The organism is Paraburkholderia sp. CI3, assembly GCF_050436505.1.
GTDB lineage: Bacteria > Pseudomonadota > Gammaproteobacteria > Burkholderiales > Burkholderiaceae > Paraburkholderia > Paraburkholderia tuberum.
On the sequence record NZ_JBNDMI010000004.1, the window covers coordinates 1825680 to 1848046 of the forward strand.

A 22367-nucleotide genomic window follows, 5' to 3' on the forward strand; every position below is an offset into this window, starting at 1 on the left:
ACCCGTTTTACCTCCTGTTACAGCCCCGCGGGCCGGCTTGCCTGACTCCGGCAGCCGCGCCAAACCCACTGCGCCGTTGGCTGCGCGCCGCAACCACCTGCCGCGAACGGGCTCGTCAGGTAGAATTGACGGCTACACGGGCGCATTGCGCGCCCCCACGGACTCTCATCTTCTCGCATGAATATCGAACGCAACGACGCGCCCGCGGCATCCAATTTCATCCGCAACATCATCGACGACGACAACCGCACCGGCAAATGGAGCCAGCGCGTCGAAACGCGCTTCCCGCCGGAGCCGAACGGCTATCTGCACATCGGTCACGCAAAGAGCATCTGCCTGAACTTCGGCGTCGCGCGCAGCTACGGCGGCGTGTGCCATCTGCGCTTCGACGACACCAATCCGGAGAAGGAAAGCGTCGAGTACGTCGAGTCGATCATCGACTCGGTGCGCTGGCTCGGCTTCGAATGGGAAAAGGACCGCACCGAGCATCTGTACTTCGCGAGCGACTACTACGACAAGCTGTACGAGTTCGCGGAGCTGCTGATCCAGCGCGGCAAGGCTTACGTGGATAGCCAGTCGGCCGAGGAAATCCGCGCGAACCGCGGCTCGGCCACCGAAGTCGGCACGCCGTCGCGCTTCCGCGAGCGTTCGGTCGCGGAAAACCTTGACCTGTTCCGCCGCATGAAGGCGGGCGAGTTCAAGGAAGGCGAGCACGTGCTGCGCGCGAAGATCGACATGTCGTCGCCGAACTTCAACATGCGCGACCCGGTCATCTACCGCATCCGCTTCGCGCATCACTACCGTACCGGCGACACCTGGTGCGTGTACCCGATGTACGACTACACGCACTGCATCTCGGACGCGCTCGAAAACATCACGCATTCGCTGTGCACGCTCGAGTTCGAAGATCACCGCCCACTGTACGACTGGATCCTGAACGAACTCGCCGAGGCCGGTGTCTTCGGGCGTCCGCTGCCGCAGCAAATCGAGTTTTCGCGCCTGAACCTGACCTATGCGATCACCAGCAAGCGCAAGCTGCTGCAACTCGTCAACGAAGGCCATGTGGAAGGCTGGGACGACCCACGCATGCCGACCATCGTCGGCTTGCGCCGGCGTGGCTTCACGCCCGAGTCGATCCAGCTGTTCTGCGAGCGCATCGGCGTGACCAAGGTCGACTCGTGGATCGACATGAGCGTGTTCGAAGGCGCGCTGCGCGACGATCTCGACGAGAAGGCGCCGCGCATCGCCGCCGTGCTCGATCCGGTCAAGCTGATCATCGACAACTTCCCCGAACGCCTCACCGAGCCGTGCCACGCACCGGTGCATCCGCATCATCCGGAACAGGGCCTGCGCGAGTTTCCGATTTCGCGCGAGCTGTGGATCGAGCGCGAGGACTTCACGCAGACGCCGCCGAAGGGCTACTTCCGCCTGTTCCCGGGCAACAAGGTGCGGCTGCGCTACGGCTACGTGATCGAATGCACGCACGCGGACAAGGACGAGAACGGCAATATCGTCGCGGTGCACTGCAACTACTTCCCGGACAGCAAATCGGGCACCGAAGGCGCGAACAATTACAAGGTCAAGGGCAACATCCACTGGGTCAGCGCGGCGGCCGCGTGCCCGGCCGAAGTGCGCATCTACGACCGGCTGTTCAAGGAACCGCAACCGGACGCCGGCGGCCGCGACTTCCTCGAAGCGCTGAATCCGGACTCGAAACGCGTGGTCCAGGCCTACCTCGAAACCGGCGCGCGCCATGCGCTGCCGGAGCAGCGCTACCAGTTCGAGCGCCACGGGTACTTCGTCGCCGACCGCGTCGATTCGAAGCCGGGTAAGCCCGTATTCAACCGCATCGTCAGTCTGCGCGACAGTTGGGGCAAGCCGGCCTGAGCCCGCGCCAGCGAGGGCCCGGCGTCGCGGGCCCATCCGGGTTGCCGGATGTTTCGATCGACACTCACTGCGCGCTCGCCTGAGCGCGCCGGTCCGGGAGGTCCGATGAAGGTTGCAGGCCGCCACGGGGAAAGGTCTCAAGGCAGGGTTCGCGTCGCACGGAGCGCGTGCGGCTCACGCTTCCCGCGTCTGCTGCGCGGCATGCACAGCGTGCTGCTTACGCTGGCCGCCTGCGGCGTGCTCGCGTTCACCGGCCCCGCCCGCGCGGATGAACTGACCGGCACGCTGAGAAAGATCCACGACGACGGCGTCGTCGTGCTCGGCGTGCGAGAGGCGTCGATCCCGTTCTCGTACTTCGACGGCAAGCGCACGGTCGGCTACTCGCAGGCGATCGCGATGCAGATCGTCGATGAAATCAGGAAAACGCTCGGCATGGCGCAGCTGCGGGTTCACGAAATCACGGTAACGTCGTCGAACCGCACGCCGATGCTGCTGAACAACCAGATCGATCTCGAATGCGGCTCGACCACGCACACGGTCGAGCGCGAAAACGTCGCCGCGTTTTCAGACAGCTTTTTCCAGTACGCGGTGCGCATGATCACGCGCAGGAACAGCGGCATCACCGATTTCCCCGATCTGGCCGGCAAGCCGGTCGTGACAACCGCGGGCACGTCCGACGAGCGCCTGCTGCGCAGCCTCAACACCGACAAGCAGCTGAACATGCGCATCATGAGCGTGCGCGACCATCAGGACGCCTTCAACGCGATGAAGGACGGTCACGCGGTGGCGTTCGTGATGGACGAGCCGATCGTCTACGGTTTCAAGGCGACCGACCCGCATCCCGACGATTTCATCGTGACGGGCACGCCGCTTGGCTACGAGGTTTATGCGTGCATGTTCCGCAAGGGCGACGAGCCGTTCCGCGCGCTCGTGAATCGCGTGATCGTGCGCTCGCAGACGTCCGGCGACGCCGAGCGTCTGTATCGGCAGTGGTTCACGCAGCCGATTCCGCCGCATGGCATCAACGTCAATTTCCCGCTGTCGGAGCAGAACCGCGCGTTGTTCGCGCATCCGAACGACCACGCGCTCGATTGAAGGCGGCGTGCGCCGTCTATAGCGACCGGTGCAACTCCGTGAGCGACAGCGTCGTCTCGAAGAGCCGCGTCAGACTACGGCTCGCATAGCGCGGCACCTCTTCGATCGACGCCCAGCGGTAGTCGTCCATTTCGGGGATCAGCGTGCCGTCCGAGCGGCGCGGAAACAGCGACGTGCAGGTGCACGTGCTCAGATCGAGCTCGCCGGCACCCGCGCGCGCCGCGAACAGATGCAGGTCCTTGTCGCGCCGATAGACGAACAGGCCGAGATCCTTCAGCCGATCGGCCTCGAGCGCGATGCCGGTTTCCTCGACCATCTCGCGCAGCGCCGTCACGTGCGGCGCCTCGCCGTCCTCGCCCTGGCCTTTCGGGATGTCCCAGTGCGTCGTTTCGGTGGCGTGCGCGAGCAGCACGCGTCCGTCGGGATCGAGCAGCACGATCCCGCACGAGACGATTCGCGGGCTCATCGCGCAGCCTCACTGCATCGACCTCTCGCGCCGCGCTCACGCATGCTCAACGCTTCTGCAGCTGCCAGGCGCCACCTTCCTTGCAGAAGTTCGGACGCAGGTTCATCGATTGCCCTTTCGCATTGAGTACGACCCCGAGGGTGCGGCAGGTGCGTGCGCCTTCGGTCGAGGTGCTGTCCATCGAGATGGTCGCGTCGATCTTCACGCTATTGCCGGTGCCGTCGTTGACCCACGTGAAGCTCTCGCCGTCCTTCCTGTCATTGAGCGCGCTCATGACCGCATGCTTGATCGAGTCGTTGTCACGCTGTCTCATATAGGTGATCGGCGTGTCGCCCAGAAAGCCGAGGTTCGCCGCTTGCGCGCCGATCGCCGCGCCGAGCAGGAGGCTCGCGGCACTGAGGTGGAACAGCACACGGGTTCGCGTCGACATGTAGGACTCTCCTCGAAGTGTGCACGGCGCGCACGGGCGCACGGCGGCTTTTGATCCTGACCTCAAAAGCATAGCATGCACACTTCGGCAGGCAGCGCGCCATCGACGCGGCCATCAACGCGCGGCGGCCGTCCCCTGCAGGCGGAACGTGTTGACGACGTCGCGCAGCATCTGCGCCTGCTCCTGCATCGACTGCGCGGCGGCCGCCGCCTGTTCGACCATCGCCGCGTTCTGCTGCGTGGTCTCGTCCATCTGCACAATCGCGAGATTGACCTGCTCGATGCCGCGGCTCTGCTCGTCGGACGCGGCGGAAATCTCGCTGATGATGTCGGTCACGCGCTTCACCGCATCGACGAGCGACTCCATCGTGCCGCCCGCCTTCTCGACGAGCGTCTTGCCGCTGCCGACGCGCGCGACCGAATCCTCGATCAACGTCTTGATCTCCTTGGCCGCGTCGGCGCTGCGGCGCGCGAGGTTGCGCACCTCGCCCGCGACGACCGCGAAGCCGCGGCCCTCCTCGCCGGCGCGCGCGGCTTCGACGGCCGCGTTCAGCGCGAGGATGTTGGTCTGAAACGCGATGCTTTCGATCACGCCGATGATATCGACCACCCGCGCCGAGCTCGCCGCGATGCTCTGCATGTTCGCGACGACGTGCTGCACGGCCTCGCCGCCCTCGCCCGCGAGCTGCGACGCCGAGCGCGCCATGCGGTTGGCCTGCAGCGCGTTGTCGGCGTTCTGCTTGACGGTCGCCGTCAGCTGCTCCATGCTCGCGGCCGTTTCGCCGAGCGACGACGCCTGCTGTTCCGTTCGCGCCGACAGATCGAGATTGCCCGCGGCGATCTCTTCGGCCGCGACCGTGATCGTTTCGGTGCCGCCGCGAATGCGCCGGATCGCGTCGGCGAGGCGGCTTTGCATGCGCTGCATCGCGAACAGCATGCTTTCCTGATCGTCGCCGGCCAGCGTGACCGGGCACGACAGATCGCCGTCGGCGATCGTCTGCGCGACGCTCGCCGCATAGGCGGGCTCGCCGCCGAGACTGCGCTTCACGTTGCGGATGATCAGCACGAGCGCGACGGTGCTGAAGCTGCCGATCACGAGGATCGTCAGCAGATAGCGCAGCAGGTCGGCGCGGAACGCCGCGTCGATGTCGTTGACGTAGACACCCGAAATCAGGAACCAGTCCCACGCGGCAAAGCGCTTGACGAAGCTGATCTTCGGCACGCGCTCGTTGTTGCCGGCGAGGCGGCCCATGTAATCGACGAAGCCCTGCCCGTGCGCCTGCGCGACCTTGACCATTTCGACGAACAGCAGCTTGCCGTCGCTGTCCGCGTAGTGCGACATGTCCTTGTTGCGCAGATCGGCGAGCATCGGATGCATGATCACGACCGGCGTGGCAGTCGACACGATCATGTAGCCGCTGCCGGGGTAGCGCATCGCGGAGAGCCGCGCCAGCGCCTGCTGCCGCGCCTGTTCGGGGGTCAGCTCGTGCCTGGTCGGCGCGCTGCGCGTAGTCGGCGACGATGCCGTACGCGCTTTCCACGACGTTCTGCACCGCCGACTTGCGCTCGGCCAGCATCGTCGCGCGCGACTGCCATGCGGCCCAGCCGCCGAGGCCGAGCAGGCCGAGCCATGTAATCAGCAGCGCGAGCCAGAGTTTGGTGTTGAGGCTAAGTCGGTTCACGCTGATTCCCCCATCGCGGCGCGTCACACGGTTCTGTTGAATTAACGGCGCCGCGCGCGATTTCCTGAGTTGGGAAACACCCGAAGCGAGCCGTGCGAACACGCGACAACCTGGCAGCCACCGGGCGCGCAACATTGCACAAAAACAAAAAGGGTTACAGGCGCGAAACCTGTAACCCTTCGATGATTCTGGTACGGCAGGAGGGGCTCGAACCCCCGACCCTCGGCTTAGAAGGCCGATGCTCTATCCAGCTGAGCTACTGCCGTATGGATCGATATCTGCATGAAACCGGCACTCGCGGCGAGCCGCCCGATTTCCCACAAACTAAAATTCTAACTGACCTGCAACCAACCGGGCCCGGATTATAACCGATCGCCCGGCGCGCTCAGACCGGCTGCGGATGCAGCATGAACCAGCCGAGGAACAGGATCCCTGCGATCGCGCAGTACGCGCCGAACGACGCGAGACGTCCGCGGCCTTCGAAATAGCGCATCAGGAAACGCACGCTCAGGTACGCTGCGATCGCGGTCAGCACGCCGCCGAGCACCGCGTCGGCAAGCTGGCTCGGCGCGTGAAGCAGCTTCGGCAGTTCGAGTACGCCAGCCGCGAAAATGATCGGCGTGCCGAGCAGGAACGAAAACTCGGCGGCTTTCTCGGTGGTGAGGCCGGCCGCATTGCCGGCGATCATCGTCAGGCCACTGCGCGAGAAGCCCGGAATCAGCGCGCCGATCTGCGCGAGGCCGACGAAGAACGCCTGGCGGAACGTCAGCTTTTCCGGCGGTTGATGCGCGCGCGCGCGTTGCAGACGATCGCCGAACCACAGCAGCACGCCATTCACGATCAACGCAATCGCGACGATCCGCAAATCATGAAAAAGCGCCTCGAGGCGCTTTTCCAGCACGAGACCGACGAGGCCCGCCGGAATCGTACCGATGATCAGCGCCCACATCATGTGACCGTCGTCATTGCGGCGGCCGCCGAGCGACGCGAAGAAACCGCGCACCAGCGCGTACCAGCGCGCGCGGAAGTACCACAGCAGCGCGAACGCGGTGCCGAGATGCAAGGCGACGAGGAATGGCAGCAGTTGCGGTGCATGCTTGTCGATATGCATGTCGAACAGGGCTGGCACGAGCAGCGTGTGGCCAAGGCTGCTCACCGGGAACAGTTCGGTAACGCCTTGCAGCACGCTCAGAAAAATGAGAAACGACAGGTTCACGCGGCGGTCCTTGTAAGCAAAGTGTGGGGAACTGCGCGCCGCACAAAAGGGGGAGCCGGCGCGTCAAAGGCGCACCGATTATGCCTGGCTACACACCCAGCGCCAAGCGGTTAGGCCACATTCGGAGAGATATTGACGCGCCGCGTCACAACTCGACACCGTTGTTACGCGAGAGCAAGAAAGCGGGCGGCGGATTCGTCGCGCGCGTGCTGCGAAAGCAGGGAATGAAACCAGCGGATCAGCGCTTGAGAGAGTGGAAGAAGTAGTACGTGCTGGCGGTGAATATTCCGAATAAGCCCACCGCCATTGCCATTGCGAGATCCATGATGCCTCCTGAGCCGATTCGCCCGGGAGTCGGATGAACCGGACGCTCCGACGGATTATCAATAGGATTCGCCCTTTTCCGACACCCGCAATTTCCCGGGAAGGGTTTCCCCGTAGCGCAAAGCAGCGCAAAATCGCGGTTTCGCCGCGCGAGACGCAGCCGCAGCGAATGGCGCAAGACGCCGCTTCGATGCAGATGCAACGGCCGACCCACGCGGCCGCTTTGCGCGACCCTCAACCTCTATCTGGCTAGCTATTGACCATGCCCCTCTCCCCGGAACAGGACATTCTCGAGATCGCCCAGGACGCCTCGGTGCTCCGTTTTTCGCCGCAAGCCGGCGGCCGTCTGCTGTCGTGGACGATCGACGGCGAAGAGGCGATTCACTGGCCCGAGCACGCCGACTGGAGCGTGCCCGCGCGGATTCGCGGCGGCAATCCGCTGCTGTTTCCATTTCTCGGCCGTCATCGCGTCGACGGCAAGATCGGCTATTGGCGTGACGCGCGGGGCACCGTGCGCGAGCTGCCGATGCACGGCTTCGCGCGCGACCTGCCGTTCGAGCCTCACGCCGACGTGCATGGCGCCGGCCTGCGGATGGTTCTGACCGACAGTGAAGCGACCCGCGGCTCCTATCCGTTCGGCTTCCGCTTCGAGGCCGCCTACGAGCTCATCGATCCGCGCACGCTCGACGTGACGCTGACCACCACCAATACCGGCGACGCGCGCCTGCCCTACTACGCCGGCCATCACTTCTACTTCACGCTGCCGCACACGCAGCGCGCGCAGACGACGATCGAACTGCCGCGCACCGAGCGGTGCCGTCAGCTCGAGGACGGCTCGATCAGCCCCGCCGAGCCGGGCGAAGCGAGCTACACGCTCGACGAAGATCGCATCTACGACCGCTTCCATTGCCTGACCGGCACGCCCGATCGACCGGTAAGGGTCGAGGCGCCGGGCATCTATCGCGTGATCACGATCGATCTGCAGCGGCCCGGCTCGGTGCCCTGGTACGCGGTGACGACGTGGACTGAAACGCCGCAGTCGGACTTTTACTGCGTGGAGCCGTGGCTCGGGTTGCCCGATGCGATCCACAACGGCCGAGGTTTGCGCTGGCTCGAGCCGGGACAAACCGAAACGGCGGCACTGCGCATTACCGTCGAGAAGACCATCTGATACGCCGGCGCCGGCGGCGAGCCGCTCGAAGCGGCCGCCCGCCACTTCGCCCCCCTCGCCGGGGGGCGCAACACAAAACCGTTAGAATCGAACGCTTTGTCTGTCTGTGCCGCGTGATCGGGATCAGCGCGCGGCAGTGCTTTGCGAGGTCCAATGCTGGAAACGACAAGAATCAAACGACTCGGCTGCGCGGCATTGCTCGCGCTGCTCGCCGCGTGCGGGTCGGCGCCGGTGGGACCGGGCTACTACCGGGTCGAACGGGGCGACACGCTGTCGAAAATCGCGCGCGGCAACCGGCAATCGGTGCAGAACATCGCACGCTGGAACAACCTGACCAATCCCGACAGCATCGAGGTCGGCCAGGTGCTGCGCGTCGCGCCACCGGGCGGCGCGGCGTCGACGAGCGGCGCGATCCGCAGCGGCGGTGGCGGTAGCAGCAGTGGCAGCGCGAGCGCGGCGGCCGCGCCGCGTCCTGCGCCCGCGGACACTACGCCGGCGACCGCACCCGCGCCGATCTCGCTGGTATGGCCGGCCGACGGCACGGTGTTCCGCCGTTTCGACGGCGGCAACTCGAAGGGTATCGATATTGCCGCGGCGGCCGGCACGCCCATCGTCGCGGCGGCGCCTGGCACCGTCGTCTATGCGGGCAACGGTCTGCGCGGCTACGGCAATCTGCTGATCCTCAAGCACAACGCCGACTATCTGACCGCTTACGCGCATAACCGCGCGCTGTTGGTGAAGGAAGGCGAATCGGTCAAGCGCGGCCAGAAAATCGCCGAAATGGGCGACACCGATACCGATCGCGTAATGCTGCATTTCGAACTGCGCTACCAGGGCCGTTCGATCGATCCGTCGAAACAACTGCCACCGCGCTAGGCGGCGGGCGCGGGAACCCGCCGTGCTATAAACGCTCAATTCGAAGCGGCGTGGCTGCGCGCCACGCCCTTCCGTTATTTGCAAGGAATCTGAAATGAAAAGCCCATTGGCGCGCGTCGCGGCGGCTGCGACGATCAGTCTTGGCCTCCTGACGCTCGGCGGCCTCGGCGGCTGCTCGACCACGACCACGATGACCTATCTGCCGAGCGGCGACACCGGCTTCGCGATCAACTGCAGCGGCAGCGATGCCAGCACGAGCTGGGCCGAGTGCTACAAGCGCGCGGGCGAAACCTGCGGCAACTACGGGTACGACGTGGTTTCGAAAGACGTCGACAACGGCGCGACGTCGGGCGGCACGATCGGTGGGATTTTCGGCGCGAATGTGAAAAACCGTTCGATGGTCATCCGCTGCAAGCAGTAAAGGCAGCGCGCCGTGCGGCACGGGCGGCCGCCGAGCGGCAGAGCGTCACCGCTTAGCGGCGTCGCCAGCGCCCGGAGCGCGGATCGATGCGCGCGGCGAAGCGCACCAGCAACGCGAGCGCGATTAGCCACACGCCGACAAAAATGATCACCCCGGTCATGAGTCTCGCGCCGAAAAAAATAATCCGCCATCATCGGCCGCACATGTGAATTCGCGGTGAAGATCGCTGCGGCAGGTTAAACATCCGCGTAAATCCATTAAAAAAAAGCCCGGCACGAGGCCGGGCTAACGGGGGTTCGGCGCATATCGGCAAAGGACCGGTTCACCATGCGCCAGAACGAAATCTAACAATCCGCATTTCCAAGCGCAATGTATTAATTTTGCAGCCAATGTTACACGGCGTACGGATTCCGCAATCCGTGAATCGGAAATGTCGGAATCAGACCGGCTTAATGCGCCGCAGCTGGGATACTCCACACGCCAAATCATTCAAACCAGGAATGTCGGAGTATCGCACCGGTTAATGCTCCTGGGCTGTCGGCGGAAAGTCCCGCCAAACCAGCAGAGGAAAGAGGTCTGGCCGAATAACACTAACTCATTCGGCAATAACGCCGCTTTGGCTTGCGAATATTAACTTGGTGCGGAAACGCACGTAACGCATCGATTAGTCGCGGCAACTCTTCCGAATAAGCGCCGATACTTCTTCACAACAAATTCGCGAATAGTGAAATCCTTAACATTGACAATTCCGCCGACAATATTGAAACCGCATTCAAACTCGTTTCAGTTTGGAATATTCGGACGATTAATAGCCGGTGCTGATAGGCGGCACGCCTCGTGTGCCGCCGTCGTTGAATCCGCCGGCATCCAGGTTCAGAATCCGATTCAGTCAGCGCTGCATAAAAACCGCCCGGCACGTTGCGCAAGGCCGCCACGCGGCCCGCCGGTCCTTGCCAATAGTTTATAGTGACGGCCCCGTCCGACCCTGTCCACGATGACTTCCAACGACGCCTCCCAAAGCCCCCTTTATGCGAAGCTGCTCGGCGAAACCGCCAAGATCGGCTGGAGCGAACTCGAACGTTTTTTTGCGCGCGGCATACTGCTGCACGTCGCGCGCGACCTCGATCTCGTGAGCGTCGCCGAGGCAATCGCCAACGACGACACCACCCGGGTCGCCCAATGGTTGTCCTCCGGCCTCGTCGTGCGCGTTCAGTCGGAGACGGCCGCCGATTTCGCCGCGCGCGACCCCGAGCTCTGGGCCGTCGTCGTCTCTCCTTGGGTGTGCGTGCAGGAGCGCTCTTGAACGACGCGAGGACGCCCGATGCCGGTACGCCCGATGCCGGTACGCCCGACGCCGGTATGCCCCCCGCCGCGCGATCCGAAACCGCCGCACACCCAGCCAGCGCGCCCGCGCTGCCGGTGCGCTGGCATCGCCGGGTGCTCACGCTCGCGTTGCCGATCGTCCTCGCGAATCTGACGCAACCGATCCTCGGCGCGGTCGATACCGCCGTCGCTGGTCATCTGGACAGTGCCTCTTACCTCGGCGGCGTCGCGCTCGGCGGGCTCTTCTTCAACTTCGTGTTCTGGGGCTTCGGCTTCCTGCGCATGGGCACGACCGGCCTCGTCGCGCAGGCGCACGGCGCGGGCCGCAGCGACGAGTTGCGCAACACCGTCGTGCGCGCACTGCTGATGGCGGCCGCGATCGGCGCACTGGTGCTGCTCGTGCAGCAACCGCTGATCGACTATGCGCTGCGGGGCGATCGGCGGCAGCGACGCCGTGCAGCGGCACGCGCAGGTTTATTGCCACGCGCGCATCTGGGCCGCGCCGCTCGCGCTCGGCAACTACGTGATACTCGGCTGGCTGCTCGGCACGCAGCAGGTGCGGCTCGCATTGCTGTCGCAGGTCTTCATCAACAGCGTGAACATCGCCGCGGTGCTGCTGTACGTGTACGCGTTTCATTGGGGCGTGGCCGGCATCGGCGCGGCTACCGCGACCGCCGACGCGCTCGGCTTCGTGCTCGGGCTCGCCCTGCTATGGCACGGCAGGCCGCGCGGCCTGCCCGCGCTGAATCGCGCCGCCTTGTTCGACGCCGCCGCGCTGAAGCGGCTCGTCGTGCTCAATCGCGACATCTTCGTGCGCACGCTGTGCCTGCTGTCGTCGTTCGGCTGGTTCGCGCATCTCGGCGCGCGGCAAGGCGACGCGACGCTCGCCGCGAACGCATTGCTACTCAATTTCCAGACCTTCATGGCGTACGGGCTCGACGGTTTCGCGCACGCGGCCGAAGCGCTGGTCGGCGCGGCGATCGGTGCGCGCGATCGTCACGCGTTCGCGCAGGCGGTCAAGGTCACCGCGCTGTGGTCGGCGCTCGGCGCGATCGGCTTCTCGTGCGTGTACTGGGGCGCGGGCGCGTGGATCATCGAGCGGCTGACCGATCAGGCCGCCGTGCGTGCCGCGGCCGAAACCTATCTGCCGTGGGCGGCGCTGTCGCCGGTCATTTCGGTGTGGGGCTTCCTGCTCGACGGCGTGTTCATCGGCGCGACGCGAACGCGCGAGCTGATGATGTCGATGGCGGTGTCGCTTGCGGTGTTCGTGGCGGCGTCGTCGGCATTGCTCGCGTGGCACGGCAATCACGGGCTGTGGATCGCGCTGCTGATCTTCATGGCCACGCGTGGCGCAACGCTCGCGCGTTACCTGCCGGGCGTGTCGCGGGGGATCGCGGCCGCCTAGCGCGGTGCGCTGGGCACCGTTGGCTATTCGGCGGACGACAGACCGTTACGGCTTGAAACAAGCGCATACATATCGCATAACGAGCGCGTCCTGGAATGCTCTCAGCCCGTGCTCTCCGCGCGAACAGTCGGCACGGGTCAGAAGTGCCGGCGTGCCCGCGCCGGTGCTTCGCTTTGCCCGCCCTTTCCCGATCGTTTTCACGTCAACGAGCGCTCACTGTGCGACGGGCGCGGGCACCATCGCGGGCGGCCGATCGTCGGTGGGCACGCCGTGGTAGTCGGCGGGATCATGTGGTGGGCTGCCGCGATGCGCGGACGGATTGTCCGCACAGCCGGCGACGCCGGCGCACAACAGCAAGGCAAGAGTCAGAACGCGGGTCATTTTGCAATCGTCTCCGGGAAAAAGCGATGGCGGACGTCCGCCGGCGCGCCGAGAGTCTAACCGCAAAGCGCGTTCGGCGACGCCATCACACACCTTGTGCGTCGCTCGTTCCAATTCGTGAGATTTCGCCGGACCTGCGCTACTATGGGTTCATGGCTGGACCTACCGGGAGACTGCCATGGACGGTGAATCGATCGCGGGCCTGATCGGGCTCGCAATAGGCCTGATCGTGCTGGTGGCGTTGTCGATTTTCGAATCGCGGGCCTACCGGCGTGAACACGATGGCGAGGGCATGCTGCACCACTGGACGCATCAGCATCTACATATGCCGCATTGGAGGCGTCCAAGGCATTGATGCGGGTGATCTTCGACTCTGACCGAATGGCCTCTGGCCGCGGCACCGGCATGTCACGGTGCCTCAGTCGCGCGGTCCGCTGGGTGACGCGTTGACCGGCGTTGCGGCGCGTGCGCGCATCGAGGTCCGCTGGACGTGCGCAACGCCTTTCCGGTTCTTTGGGCATACCTACATCGAACGACGACGCTTCCTGCGTCGCTCTCTCCTTCTGCGCTTTCGTCCAAGGCCTCACTGCATCGAGCTTAACGGGTGATGGGCACATGCCTTGCTGGTTCCGATCCAGCAACAGACGTGCGACACGCGCGTCGATTGTCGCGGCGCGCGCGCGCCAAACCAGCGTGAAGATGCGGCCAGCGATTTCGCGGCCCCCTCAAAAAGGAGAACGCCATGACCGTCGGAACCATCCTGCTAATCGTGCTCATCCTGCTGCTGATCGGCGCGTTGCCAAGCTGGCCGTATAGCAGCGGCTGGGGCTATCGGCCGACTGGACTCGTCGGCGTCGTGCTGATCATCGTGATCGTTCTGCTGTTGATGGGGCGTATATAGCCCACCGCGAGGCCGGCGCGAGCCCGCTACGGTGAACGTCGTTGCCCGTGCGGTTGGGGCCGCCAAGGGATTGACGCTCCTGCCCGCACCCCCTATACTCCCGGATTCGTCGGAGCGTAGCGCAGCCTGGTAGCGCATCTGATTTGGGATCAGAGGGTCGTAGGTTCGAATCCTATCGCTCCGACCACGAAAAGCAGGTCGAAACCCGCGAAGCCTCCGGCTTCGCGGGTTTTTGCTTTTTTGGCTCGCGTTCACATGGACGCCGACAGCCGACCCGGCAGGCACTCGCCTTGCAAATCATCACCCGCGCATGCGACAGTGCTTGGGGCAGGTACCTCGCTGCGAAGACGCGCAAGCCCGCCGCAACGCCATCCCAAGCCGCTCAAAAAGGAGACTCCCATGGACCTGATCCTCTGGCGTCACGCCGAAGCAGAAGATGTCGCCGCGAGCGATCTCTCCCGCGCGCTCACCACGCGCGGCCGCAAGCAGGCGCAGAACGCCGCGAAATGGCTGCGCGCCCGTTTGCCCGACGACGCAGTCATACTCGCGAGCCCCGCCGTGCGCACCATCCAGACCGCCGAGACGTTGAGCGACCAGTACCGCGTCGTGCGCGAACTCGCGCCGAACGCGAGCGCGAACGACGTCCTGGAAGCGGCCGGCTGGCCCGGCGGGATCGCGCAAACCGTGGTGATCGTCGGCCATCAACCGACGCTCGGCCACGTCGCCGCGCAACTGCTCGGCGACAGCCGTGCGAGCTGGCCACTGAAAAAAGCCGGCATCTGGTGGATCGAGAGCCGCGAGCGCAACGGCGAAGATGAGGCGGTGTTGCGCGCCGCCATCAGCCCCGATCTGATCTAAGCGCGCGTGTCGCGCGACACCTCCGACATTACAGGCACCCACGCGAGGGCTTACGGGCAGTCATCCAATCGTCACGGCTTTGCCATGCGAGCGTCACCGCGCGTTACTACATTGGCGAAAAAAGAAATCCTCACTCTTTTCGACCAGGACAGCCAATGCGAGAACTGCCGACGCCCACCCTGCCCTTCGCCTCGCTTTTCGAACCGCGCCGTCTGCCACACGCCGAGGAAACGGTCACCGCGCAGCATCGCCTGCAAGTGTCGTGGGCGCGTACCGACGAAGAGCTGCGTGAAGCGCAGCGTCTACGCTATCGCGTCTTCGCCGACGAAATGGGCGCACGCCTCAGCGGCCCCGCGGGCCTCGACGTCGATGCCTTCGATTCGTACTGCGACCATTTGCTGGTACGCGATCTCGACACGTTGAAAGTAGTCGGCACGTATCGCGCTCTGCCGCCGCATCAGGCCGCGCGCATCGGCCGTCTATATGCGGAAAGCGAGTTCGACGTGTCGCGTCTCACGCATCTGCGCGCGAAGATGGTCGAGGTCGGCCGCTCGTGCGTGCATCCGGACTATCGCAGCGGCTCGGTGATCATGTCGCTATGGGCTGGGCTCGCCGCGTACATGAAGCACAACGGCTACGAGACGATGCTCGGCTGCGCGAGCGTCGCGATGGCCGACGGCGGCCACTATGCGGCGAACCTGTATTGCTCGCTGCGCGACAACGTGCTGACCGCGCCCGAATATCGCGCGTTCCCGCATACGCCGCTGCCGGTCGACGAACTGCAGACGGGTGCCGCCGTCGCGCCGCCCCCGCTCGTGAAGGGCTACTTGCGTCTCGGCGCGAAGATTTGCGGCGCACCGGCGTGGGACCCCGACTTCAATACCGCGGATTTCCTGACGCTGCTCCGTCTGTCCGATATCAACGCGCGCTATGCGCGGCACTTCCTCGGCGATGCGTTGCCGCGATAAGCTGCGCCGAGATACGAAAAAGCCCTGCATTTGCAGGGCTTTTTTTGTTCGTGCACACGCCGCGAATCGACGCGTGCGTCGATCCGCATCGCGTCAATCGTCCGTATAAACGACACGGTACGGAATCCCGACTTTCTCCCACTCCGCCGCCTCCTGGATCAGGCTGTAATCCGTCAACGGATTGTTGGCGACCCACTCGTTCGGCAAACGCACCTCGTAACCGCCGTTCGCCTGAGCAACCGTGATGCCCGGCAGGCCGACGTCCGCGCGTCGACGGCACAGCAACGCCGCGAGCCGCAGACAGAACAGCAGTGGCCATTCGACGTCGCGCGTCTGCGACAGCTTGCCGAGCTTGCCCGCGTGACCGAGCACGAGCGCGGCGAGGCGCGCCTGGTCGGTACGCGAAAAGCCCGGCATGTCGGCATTGCTCGCGATATAAGCCGAGTGTTTGTGATACGCGCTATGCGAGATCGACAGCCCGATTTCGTGTAGCGACGCCGCCCAGCCGATGAACATGCGGTTTTCCGCGCGGCGTTCCTCGTCCGGTTCGACGAACTGGTCGTAGAAGCTCGTCGACAGATCGCCGATGCGCCCCGCCTGCGGGCGATCGACGCCATAGCGGCGCATGAAGCCCTCGACCGTCACCGTACGCATGTCCTCGTGCTGCGAACGGCCGAGCAGGTCGTACATGACGCCGAGGCGCAGCGCGCCGTCGGTGGTGTCGACATAGTCGACGCCCAGTTCGTCGAACACCGCGATCATGATCGACAGCCCGCCCGCGAGCACCGGCACGCGGTCGCTCTTCAGCGCAATCAGTTTCAGCCGGTTGACGTTTTCGGCCTTGATCAGCGCGCGCTTGAGCCGCTCGAGGCCGCCGCGCGAAATGCCGTGGGTGACGCCCGCATCGTTGAAATTGTTCGCCTCGACCAGTTCGGCGAGCGCGCGCGCGGTGCCCGACGAGCCGATCGCCTGCTCCCAGCCGGTCTTCTTGTATTCGGCGGAAATGATCTGGATTTCGCGGCGCGCGGCGAGCTCGGCCTGGCGCATCGTGTACTCGTCGACGTTGCCGGCCGGGAAAAACGCGCGGCTATGGCTCACGCAGCCGATATACAAACTCTCCATCATCATCGGCGTGTAGTGCGAGCCGATGATGAATTCCGTCGAGCCACCGCCAATATCGACGACGAGCCGCTTGCCCGCGCTCGCCGGCACCGAGTGCGCGGCGCCCGCATAAATCAGGCGCGCTTCCTCGCGCCCGGCGATCACCTCGATCGGAAAACCGAGCGCGGCCTGCGCTTCGCCGAGAAATTCGCCCGCATTCTTCGCGATGCGCAGCGTATTGGTCGCGACCGCGCGCACGTGGTCCGGATGAAAATCGCGCAACCGCTCGCCGAAGCGCTTCAGCGCATCCCAGCCACGCACCTGCGATGCGCGATCGAGCATCTTGTCGCTCGATAGCCCGGCCGCGAGCCGCACCGGCTCGCGCAAGGCGTCGACCTGATAGATCTGGCTGCCCGCGTCGGTTTCCTCGACCCGGCCCACGATGAGCCGGAAGCTGTTCGAACCGAGATCGACGGCGGCGAGGAGATGAGGAAGATTGACCATCGGGTAAGCGTACTCCATGCGCGCGAGCGCGGCGGCTGCGGCCGAGGGCGTGACGGCGGACTCCGGCAGCGCCACGCGCCTGCCCGGCGCCTTCGGCGCATGGTGCGCGTCGCGGCCGGCCGCACTGTTCAAAGACGCCATTCTAAGCGTAGCAGCCTTCACGGTGTCACCTCGCGGCGCAGGGAGTTCGGTATCGTCGCATAGGTAGCGCGTCATATTGACGACAGACGACGATTACGGCATAAAATGTTAAAAACATCGCCGATGTCATCAGGACGTCATCAAACCGTGAGAATTTCCGAGCGTCTTTCCGTCTCCATTTCAGATATTCCAATCCCGCCGCCGATGTCCGTCCGCTATCCCCTATTGAATCGCGAGCTGGGCATTCTGGGTTTCAACGAGCGTGTGTTGGCGCAAGCCGCCGATCCCGCCGTCCCCTTGCTCGAACGTCTCCGCTTTATCTGCATCACCAGTAGCAACCTCGACGAATTCTTCGAAGTCCGCATGGCCGGGCTTCAGGAACAGATGGGCGACAACCCCGGCGCATTGTCGCCCGACGGCATGTCGCTGCTTCACATGTACGACCTCGTGGTCGAACGTGCGCAGAAGCTCGTGCATCGCCAGTACACCATGCTGCACGACACGGTGCTCACCGCGCTCGAACAGGAAGGCATCTATTTCCACGGCAACGAAGCCTGGAGCGACGCGCAGACCGAATGGGCGCGCAACTACTTCTTCAACGAACTGCTGCCGGTGCTCACGCCGATCGGTCTCGACCCCGCGCATCCGTTTCCGCGCGTGCTGAACAAGAGCCTGAACTTCGTCGTCGAGCTCGAGGGCAAGGACGCGTTCGGCCGTCAGGCGATGATGGGCATCGTGCAGGCGCCGCGCGCGCTGCCGCGACTCGTGCGCATGCCGCAGGAGCTGTCGGGTTATCCGCATGGCTTCGTGCTGCTGAGCTCGCTGCTCCAACACTTTGTCGGCGAGCTGTTTCCGAATCTCTTCGTGCGAAGCTGCAATCAGTTTCGCATCACGCGCAACAGCGAGCTGTTCGTCGACGAAGACGAAATCACCAATCTGCGCGTCGCGTTGCAGGGCGAACTGCCGGCGCGGCATCTGGGCAATGCGGTGCGGCTCGAAGTGTCGGCGGAAACGCCCACGCATGTGGTGCGGCGCCTGCTCGACGAAAGCGGTCTGTCGAACAAGGACTGCTACTACGTGAACGGCCCCGTCAATCTGGTGCGGCTGATGCAGCTGCCCGAGATGGTCGACCGGCCGGATCTGAAGTTCGTGCCGCACATTCCGTCGACGCCGAGGCAGATCGCCAACAGCGCGAGCATGTTCGATGTGATCGATCAGGGCGACGTGCTGCTGCATCATCCGTACGAGAGCTTCCAGCCGGTGCTCGAGCTGCTGCTGCAGGCGGCCAAGGACCCGAACGTGGTCGCGATCAAGCAGACCATCTATCGGACCGGCACCGACTCGCCGCTGATGGATGCGCTGATGCAGGCCGCGCGCAACGGCAAGGAAGTCACGGTGGTCGTCGAGCTGCTCGCGCGCTTCGACGAGGAAACCAACATCAACTGGGCCTCGCAGCTCGAAGCGGTCGGCGCGCACGTGGTCTACGGCGTCGTCGGCCACAAGTGCCACGCGAAGATGATGCTGATCGTGCGACGCGTGTCGGCGGGCGGCAAGTCGAGCCTGAAGCGCTACGTGCATCTCGGCACGGGCAACTATCACCCGCGCACCGCGCGCCTCTATACCGATTTCGGTCTGATGACCGCCGATCAGAAGATCTGCGAGGATGTGCACCATGTGTTCCAGCAGCTCACCGGCATCGGCGGCGAGCTGAAGCTGCACGAGCTGTGGCAATCGCCGTTCACGCTGCATCCGAAGCTCGTCGACGCGATCCGCAAGGAAGCCGAGCATGCGCGCGCGGGCAAGAAGGCGCGCATCGTCGCGAAGATGAACGCGCTGCTCGAGCCGACGGTGATCGCCGAGCTGTACGAAGCATCGCAGGCCGGCGTGAAGATCGATCTGATCGTGCGCGGCGTGTGCTCGCTGCAGCCGGGCGTGCAAGGGCTCTCCGAGAACATCACGGTGCGCTCGATCGTCGGGCGCTTTCTCGAACACCATCGCATCTACTACTTCTACGACGGCGGCAAGGAACAGGTCTATCTGTCGAGCGCCGACTGGATGGATCGCAATCTGTTCCGGCGCGTCGAAGTCGCATTCCCGGTCAACAACCGGCGACTGAAGCGGCGCGTGATCGCGGAAGGGCTGTCGGCGTTTCTCGGCGACAACCAGTCGGCCTGGTTGATGCAGAGCGACGGTCACTATCGCCGGCGCCGGCCGGGCAAGGCGTCGCGCAATGCTCAGATGAGTCTGCTCGGCAAGTTCTGTTCGTAGTCGCCCGCGTTTCGGGTGCTCGCCGCGACGGCGGGCACCCGACGATCCGCGCGCATAAAAAAACCGCCTTTTTCAGGCGGTTTTTTTATGCGTCGACCAGTCGTACGACTGCCGCGTTCAAACCTGTGCGGTTTGACAGCGCGCCGTCCGATACACCGGAAAGCGCACCGTGAACGTGCTGCCGCGCCCTTCTTCGCTCTTCACGTCGAGTTGCGCATCGTGCCGTTGCAGTACGTGCTTGACGATCGCGAGACCGAGCCCGGTGCCGCCCGTGTCGCGCGAACGGCTGCGATCGACGCGATAGAAGCGCTCGGTGAGCCGCGGGATATCGGCGGCCGGAATGCCGAGGCCGCTATCGGTGACCGAGAACACCGCATGGCCACCCTGCGCACGCCAGTTAACCTTGATCGAGCCGCCGTCCGGCGTGTAGCGGATCGCGTTCGTCACCAGATTGCCGAATGCGCTGAAAATCTCGGTTTCGACGCCGGTGACGGTCAGCGCTTCGTCGGCATCGAAGACGATCTTGTGATGATCGCTGGACAGGCTCTGCGCGTCGTCATGCAGATGCCGCAACACCGCGCGCATGTCGATCATCTGATCGCTCGGTGGCTTGTTGTCGCCTTCGAGCGTCGCGAGCACGAGCAGATCGCTGACGATATGACGCATGCGCGACGCCTGCTGCTCCATCAGCTCGAGATAACGCGCGCGCTCGGCTTCGCCCAACGGCAGCTCGCGCATCGTCTCGAGAAAGCCGGACAACACGGTCAGCGGCGTTTTCAATTCGTGCGACACGTTGGCGACGAAGTCACGCCGCATCGCATCGGTGCGCTCGAGCTCGGTGATGTCCTGCGACAGCACGAGCTTGCGATTGTCGCCGTAAGGAAACACCTGCACCGACAGCACGTTCTGGCGCTTGTCGCCCATGCCGCGCATGATCAGCATTTCCTCGTAGCGATGCGAATTCAGATAGCGCACGAAATCCGGATGACGCACCAGATGCGTGATGTGCTGACGCAGATCGCGCTTCGCATCGAGCCCAAAGTGGCTTTCGGAAATCGCGTTGCACCACTCGATCTGATCATGATCGTCGAGCATCGCGACACCGTTAGGCGACGCCTGGATCGCCTGGATGAAACGCGAATGCTGCTGCTCGACCTGGCGCACCTGGGCATGCCAGCGCTTCGCGAGCTTGTGCAGACGGTAATAGATTTCGCCCCAGATGCCGGGGGCGCTCGGCACTTCGCCGTACACCGGCGCGTCGAGCAGACGCCACAGACGCTGCTTGTGGAAGGTACTGAAGACGCTCTGTGCGAGCAGCAGGACGATGGCGAGAGCGAGCCCTGCCTTGACGTTCAGCAGTGCGCCGACCACCGCGCACAGAACAGCAAGCAGCACGACCGACACGATGGAGCGCGCCCAGATGATGTTCATGGTCTAGCGATCGAAGAGAAAATACAGCGCAGGAGGGAGGTACGGCGACACAGCGCCATGTGATGCAGCGCGCCGACGACGGCTATCAGGCGCTCTTCGCCAGCCGGTAACCGCTGCCGCGTACCGTTTCAATCATAGCATCGCACCCGGCCGGCTTGAGTGCCGCGCGCAGACGCTTGATATGTACGTCGACGGTCCGCTCTTCGACGAACACGTGATCGCCCCACACCTGATCGAGCAGTTGCGTGCGGCTGTGCACGCGCTCCGGGTGAGTCATGAAGAAGTGCAGCAGACGGAATTCGGTCGGGCCGAGATCGAGCTTGATCTCGCTGCCTTCCGCATGCGCGGCGACGCGGTGCGTGGCCGGATCGAGCTTCAGCCCGTTGATTGCGACCACGTCTTCGGTCAGCTGCGGCGCACGGCGGCGCAGCACCGCCTTGATGCGCGCCATCAGTTCCTTCGGCGAGAACGGCTTCGTCACGTAATCGTCGGCGCCGATCTCGAGGCCGAGCACCTTGTCCTGCTCGTCGCCTCGCGCGGTCAGCATGATGATCGGGATATGCTTCGTACGCTCGTTGTTGCGCAGATCGCGCGCGAACGAAATACCCGATTTACCCGGCAACATCCAGTCGAGCAGCACGAGATCGGGCAGTACGTCGCTGATCAGGTTGTGCGCCTGCTCCGCGTTGTACGCGCGAATCGGGCAGTGCCCGGCGTGTTGAAGATTGACCGAAATCAGTTCGGAAATGGCGGGCTCATCTTCAATGACGAGAATGCTGCTGGGCATCGGCACCTCTGTTCCTTATCTCTGGATTAGCTGAGCGCTTCGCGTTCGAGCGTGTCGCGCGACTGGTGCCGCACGTCGGTACCCTTGACGATGTAGATGATGAATTCCGCGATGTTCTTCGCGTGGTCGCCGATCCGCTCGATTGCCTTGGCGATGAACAGGAAGTCGAGGCCCACCGAAATCGAACGCGGATCTTCGGTCATATACGAAATCAGCTTGCGCACGAACGCGCGGAATTCCTCGTCGATCGCCTTGTCGTCGCGCACGATCTGCGCGGCGGCGACCGTGTCCAGACGCGCGAACGCGTCCAGCGCACGGCGCAGGATCGACACGGCCATTTCGCCCGACAGCTTGATCTCGGCGATGTTGATGGTGCGCGATGCGCCGTCTTCCATCAGACGCTTGGTGCGCTTCGCGATCTTTTCGGCTTCGTCGCCGGCGCGCTCGAGGTTCGTGATGGTCTTCGAGATCGCGATCAGCAAGCGCAGATCGCGCGCGGCCGGCTGACGGCGCGCGATGATGTTGCTGCACTCTTCGTCGATCTCGACTTCCATCTTGTTCAGACGGTCTTCGGCGACGATCACCTGCTCGGCGATGTCGAGGTCGAATTCGTTGAGCGCCTGCATCGCGTTGACGATCTGCGATTCGACGAGACCGCCCATTTCGAGCACCTTCGACGAAACGAGGTTCAGGTCGGCGTCGAACTGGCTGGACAGATGTTTATCCGACATG

19 protein-coding genes, 2 tRNA genes and 2 pseudogenes are annotated in these 22367 nt (G+C 64.2%); 13 read left to right on the forward strand and 10 right to left on the reverse strand.

Features of this window, described 5'->3' with window-relative positions; translation table 11 throughout:
- The first annotated feature begins 177 nt into the window (after window positions 1-177).
- Both OKW29_RS29725 and OKW29_RS29730 read left to right on the forward strand, forming a co-directional pair.
- Entirely contained in the window at window positions 178-1887 is a 1710-nt protein-coding gene (locus tag OKW29_RS29725; RefSeq protein WP_429293594.1) for a glutamine--tRNA ligase/YqeY domain fusion protein, read from the forward strand.
- A gap of 105 nt (window positions 1888-1992) precedes the next feature.
- A complete protein-coding gene (locus OKW29_RS29730; protein WP_429293595.1) occupies window positions 1993-2982 on the forward strand; it encodes a transporter substrate-binding domain-containing protein in 990 nt (329 codons plus the stop codon).
- A 16-nt stretch (window positions 2983-2998) separates the two neighbouring features.
- On the opposite strand, the gene OKW29_RS29735 is transcribed toward OKW29_RS29730, so the two are convergent.
- From OKW29_RS29735 to OKW29_RS29755, 5 genes and pseudogenes are all read right to left on the reverse strand, one after another.
- On the reverse strand, window positions 2999-3448 hold the full coding sequence (locus tag OKW29_RS29735) for an NUDIX hydrolase (protein WP_184028381.1): 450 nt from the start codon (window positions 3446-3448) through the stop codon (window positions 2999-3001).
- A gap of 46 nt (window positions 3449-3494) precedes the next feature.
- Window positions 3495-3878 carry a hypothetical protein gene (locus OKW29_RS29740; protein ID WP_184071694.1) on the reverse strand — a complete coding sequence of 128 codons (384 nt, stop codon included), beginning with the start codon at window positions 3876-3878 and terminating at the stop codon, window positions 3495-3497.
- 114 nt (window positions 3879-3992) lie between these two features.
- Window positions 3993-5559 (reverse strand): annotated as a pseudogene (locus OKW29_RS29745) (methyl-accepting chemotaxis protein).
- A 189-nt stretch (window positions 5560-5748) separates the two neighbouring features.
- Window positions 5749-5825, reverse strand: a tRNA-Arg gene (locus tag OKW29_RS29750).
- Window positions 5826-5944: 119 nt separating this feature from the next.
- Entirely contained in the window at window positions 5945-6775 is an 831-nt protein-coding gene (locus tag OKW29_RS29755; protein ID WP_184047739.1) for an undecaprenyl-diphosphate phosphatase, read from the reverse strand.
- 586 nt (window positions 6776-7361) lie between these two features.
- On the opposite strand from OKW29_RS29755, the gene OKW29_RS29760 reads away from it, so the two are divergent.
- The 5 genes and pseudogenes from OKW29_RS29760 to OKW29_RS29780 all read left to right on the forward strand — a co-directional run bounded on the left by OKW29_RS29760 (window position 7362) and on the right by OKW29_RS29780 (window position 12295).
- Window positions 7362-8270, forward strand: a complete 909-nt coding sequence (locus tag OKW29_RS29760) for an aldose epimerase (RefSeq protein ID WP_429293596.1) — start codon at window positions 7362-7364, stop codon at window positions 8268-8270.
- 153 nt (window positions 8271-8423) lie between these two features.
- A complete protein-coding gene (locus OKW29_RS29765; protein WP_429293597.1) occupies window positions 8424-9146 on the forward strand; it encodes a peptidoglycan DD-metalloendopeptidase family protein in 723 nt (240 codons plus the stop codon).
- A gap of 94 nt (window positions 9147-9240) precedes the next feature.
- Entirely contained in the window at window positions 9241-9567 is a 327-nt protein-coding gene (locus tag OKW29_RS29770) for a hypothetical protein (protein ID WP_090801089.1), read from the forward strand.
- A 994-nt stretch (window positions 9568-10561) separates the two neighbouring features.
- A complete protein-coding gene (locus OKW29_RS29775) occupies window positions 10562-10870 on the forward strand; it encodes a DUF2288 domain-containing protein (protein ID WP_090801091.1) in 309 nt (102 codons plus the stop codon).
- 56 nt (window positions 10871-10926) lie between these two features.
- Window positions 10927-12295 (forward strand): annotated as a pseudogene (locus tag OKW29_RS29780) (MATE family efflux transporter).
- A 213-nt stretch (window positions 12296-12508) separates the two neighbouring features.
- On the opposite strand, the gene OKW29_RS29785 reads toward OKW29_RS29780, so the two are convergent.
- A complete protein-coding gene (locus tag OKW29_RS29785; RefSeq protein ID WP_167368601.1) occupies window positions 12509-12676 on the reverse strand; it encodes a hypothetical protein in 168 nt (55 codons plus the stop codon).
- A 178-nt stretch (window positions 12677-12854) separates the two neighbouring features.
- Between OKW29_RS29785 and OKW29_RS29790 the strand changes: the two genes are divergently transcribed.
- From OKW29_RS29790 to OKW29_RS29810, 5 genes are all read left to right on the forward strand, one after another.
- Window positions 12855-13031, forward strand: a complete 177-nt coding sequence (locus OKW29_RS29790) for a hypothetical protein (RefSeq protein ID WP_018421224.1) — start codon at window positions 12855-12857, stop codon at window positions 13029-13031.
- Window positions 13032-13418: 387 nt separating this feature from the next.
- Window positions 13419-13577, forward strand: coding sequence for a DUF3309 family protein (locus OKW29_RS29795; protein ID WP_090801093.1), 159 nt, complete (start codon window positions 13419-13421; stop codon window positions 13575-13577).
- Window positions 13578-13687: 110 nt separating this feature from the next.
- Window positions 13688-13764 (forward strand) — tRNA-Pro (locus OKW29_RS29800).
- A gap of 212 nt (window positions 13765-13976) precedes the next feature.
- On the forward strand, window positions 13977-14435 hold the full coding sequence (locus tag OKW29_RS29805) for a SixA phosphatase family protein (protein ID WP_018421227.1): 459 nt from the start codon (window positions 13977-13979) through the stop codon (window positions 14433-14435).
- Between the two features lie 155 nt (window positions 14436-14590).
- Window positions 14591-15403: a GNAT family N-acetyltransferase gene (locus OKW29_RS29810; RefSeq protein ID WP_429293598.1), complete on the forward strand. Its 813-nt coding sequence runs from the start codon at window positions 14591-14593 to the stop codon at window positions 15401-15403.
- A gap of 93 nt (window positions 15404-15496) precedes the next feature.
- Here OKW29_RS29810 and ppx read toward each other — a convergent pair whose 3' ends face one another.
- On the reverse strand, window positions 15497-17149 hold the full coding sequence (ppx, locus tag OKW29_RS29815; RefSeq protein ID WP_429293599.1) for an exopolyphosphatase: 1653 nt from the start codon (window positions 17147-17149) through the stop codon (window positions 15497-15499).
- 204 nt (window positions 17150-17353) lie between these two features.
- Here ppx and ppk1 point away from each other — a divergent pair, with 204 nt between their 5' ends.
- Window positions 17354-19417 carry a polyphosphate kinase 1 gene (gene ppk1, locus OKW29_RS29820; protein ID WP_429293600.1) on the forward strand — a complete coding sequence of 688 codons (2064 nt, stop codon included), beginning with the start codon at window positions 17354-17356 and terminating at the stop codon, window positions 19415-19417.
- Between the two features lie 117 nt (window positions 19418-19534).
- Here the strand turns inward: ppk1 and phoR are convergent, their stop codons facing one another.
- The 3 genes from phoR to phoU form a co-directional block, all read right to left on the reverse strand.
- Window positions 19535-20848, reverse strand: a complete 1314-nt coding sequence (gene phoR / locus OKW29_RS29825; protein WP_429293601.1) for a phosphate regulon sensor histidine kinase PhoR — start codon at window positions 20846-20848, stop codon at window positions 19535-19537.
- A gap of 85 nt (window positions 20849-20933) precedes the next feature.
- Window positions 20934-21635: a phosphate regulon transcriptional regulator PhoB gene (gene phoB, locus OKW29_RS29830; protein WP_008922879.1), complete on the reverse strand. Its 702-nt coding sequence runs from the start codon at window positions 21633-21635 to the stop codon at window positions 20934-20936.
- A 26-nt stretch (window positions 21636-21661) separates the two neighbouring features.
- Window positions 21662-22366, reverse strand: a complete 705-nt coding sequence (gene phoU, locus OKW29_RS29835; RefSeq protein WP_184028343.1) for a phosphate signaling complex protein PhoU — start codon at window positions 22364-22366, stop codon at window positions 21662-21664.
- Window position 22367 lies beyond the last annotated feature (1 nt).

Coding starts and splice junctions, on each gene's coding strand:
- OKW29_RS29725 (WP_429293594.1), top strand. CDS start 178: ATGAATATCGAACGCAACGACGCGCCCGCGGCATCCAATTTCATCCGC.
- OKW29_RS29730 (WP_429293595.1), top strand. CDS start 1,993: ATGAAGGTTGCAGGCCGCCACGGGGAAAGGTCTCAAGGCAGGGTTCGC.
- OKW29_RS29735 (WP_184028381.1), bottom strand. CDS start 3,448: ATGAGCCCGCGAATCGTCTCGTGCGGGATCGTGCTGCTCGATCCCGAC.
- OKW29_RS29740 (WP_184071694.1), bottom strand. CDS start 3,878: ATGTCGACGCGAACCCGTGTGCTGTTCCACCTCAGTGCCGCGAGCCTC.
- OKW29_RS29760 (WP_429293596.1), top strand. CDS start 7,362: ATGCCCCTCTCCCCGGAACAGGACATTCTCGAGATCGCCCAGGACGCC.
- OKW29_RS29765 (WP_429293597.1), top strand. CDS start 8,424: ATGCTGGAAACGACAAGAATCAAACGACTCGGCTGCGCGGCATTGCTC.
- OKW29_RS29770 (WP_090801089.1), top strand. CDS start 9,241: ATGAAAAGCCCATTGGCGCGCGTCGCGGCGGCTGCGACGATCAGTCTT.
- OKW29_RS29775 (WP_090801091.1), top strand. CDS start 10,562: ATGACTTCCAACGACGCCTCCCAAAGCCCCCTTTATGCGAAGCTGCTC.
- OKW29_RS29785 (WP_167368601.1), bottom strand. CDS start 12,676: ATGACCCGCGTTCTGACTCTTGCCTTGCTGTTGTGCGCCGGCGTCGCC.
- OKW29_RS29790 (WP_018421224.1), top strand. CDS start 12,855: ATGGACGGTGAATCGATCGCGGGCCTGATCGGGCTCGCAATAGGCCTG.
- OKW29_RS29795 (WP_090801093.1), top strand. CDS start 13,419: ATGACCGTCGGAACCATCCTGCTAATCGTGCTCATCCTGCTGCTGATC.
- OKW29_RS29805 (WP_018421227.1), top strand. CDS start 13,977: ATGGACCTGATCCTCTGGCGTCACGCCGAAGCAGAAGATGTCGCCGCG.
- OKW29_RS29810 (WP_429293598.1), top strand. CDS start 14,591: ATGCGAGAACTGCCGACGCCCACCCTGCCCTTCGCCTCGCTTTTCGAA.
- ppx (WP_429293599.1), bottom strand. CDS start 17,149: ATGGCGTCTTTGAACAGTGCGGCCGGCCGCGACGCGCACCATGCGCCG.
- ppk1 (WP_429293600.1), top strand. CDS start 17,354: ATGTCCGTCCGCTATCCCCTATTGAATCGCGAGCTGGGCATTCTGGGT.
- phoR (WP_429293601.1), bottom strand. CDS start 20,848: ATGAACATCATCTGGGCGCGCTCCATCGTGTCGGTCGTGCTGCTTGCT.
- phoB (WP_008922879.1), bottom strand. CDS start 21,635: ATGCCCAGCAGCATTCTCGTCATTGAAGATGAGCCCGCCATTTCCGAA.
- phoU (WP_184028343.1), bottom strand. CDS start 22,366: ATGTCGGATAAACATCTGTCCAGCCAGTTCGACGCCGACCTGAACCTC.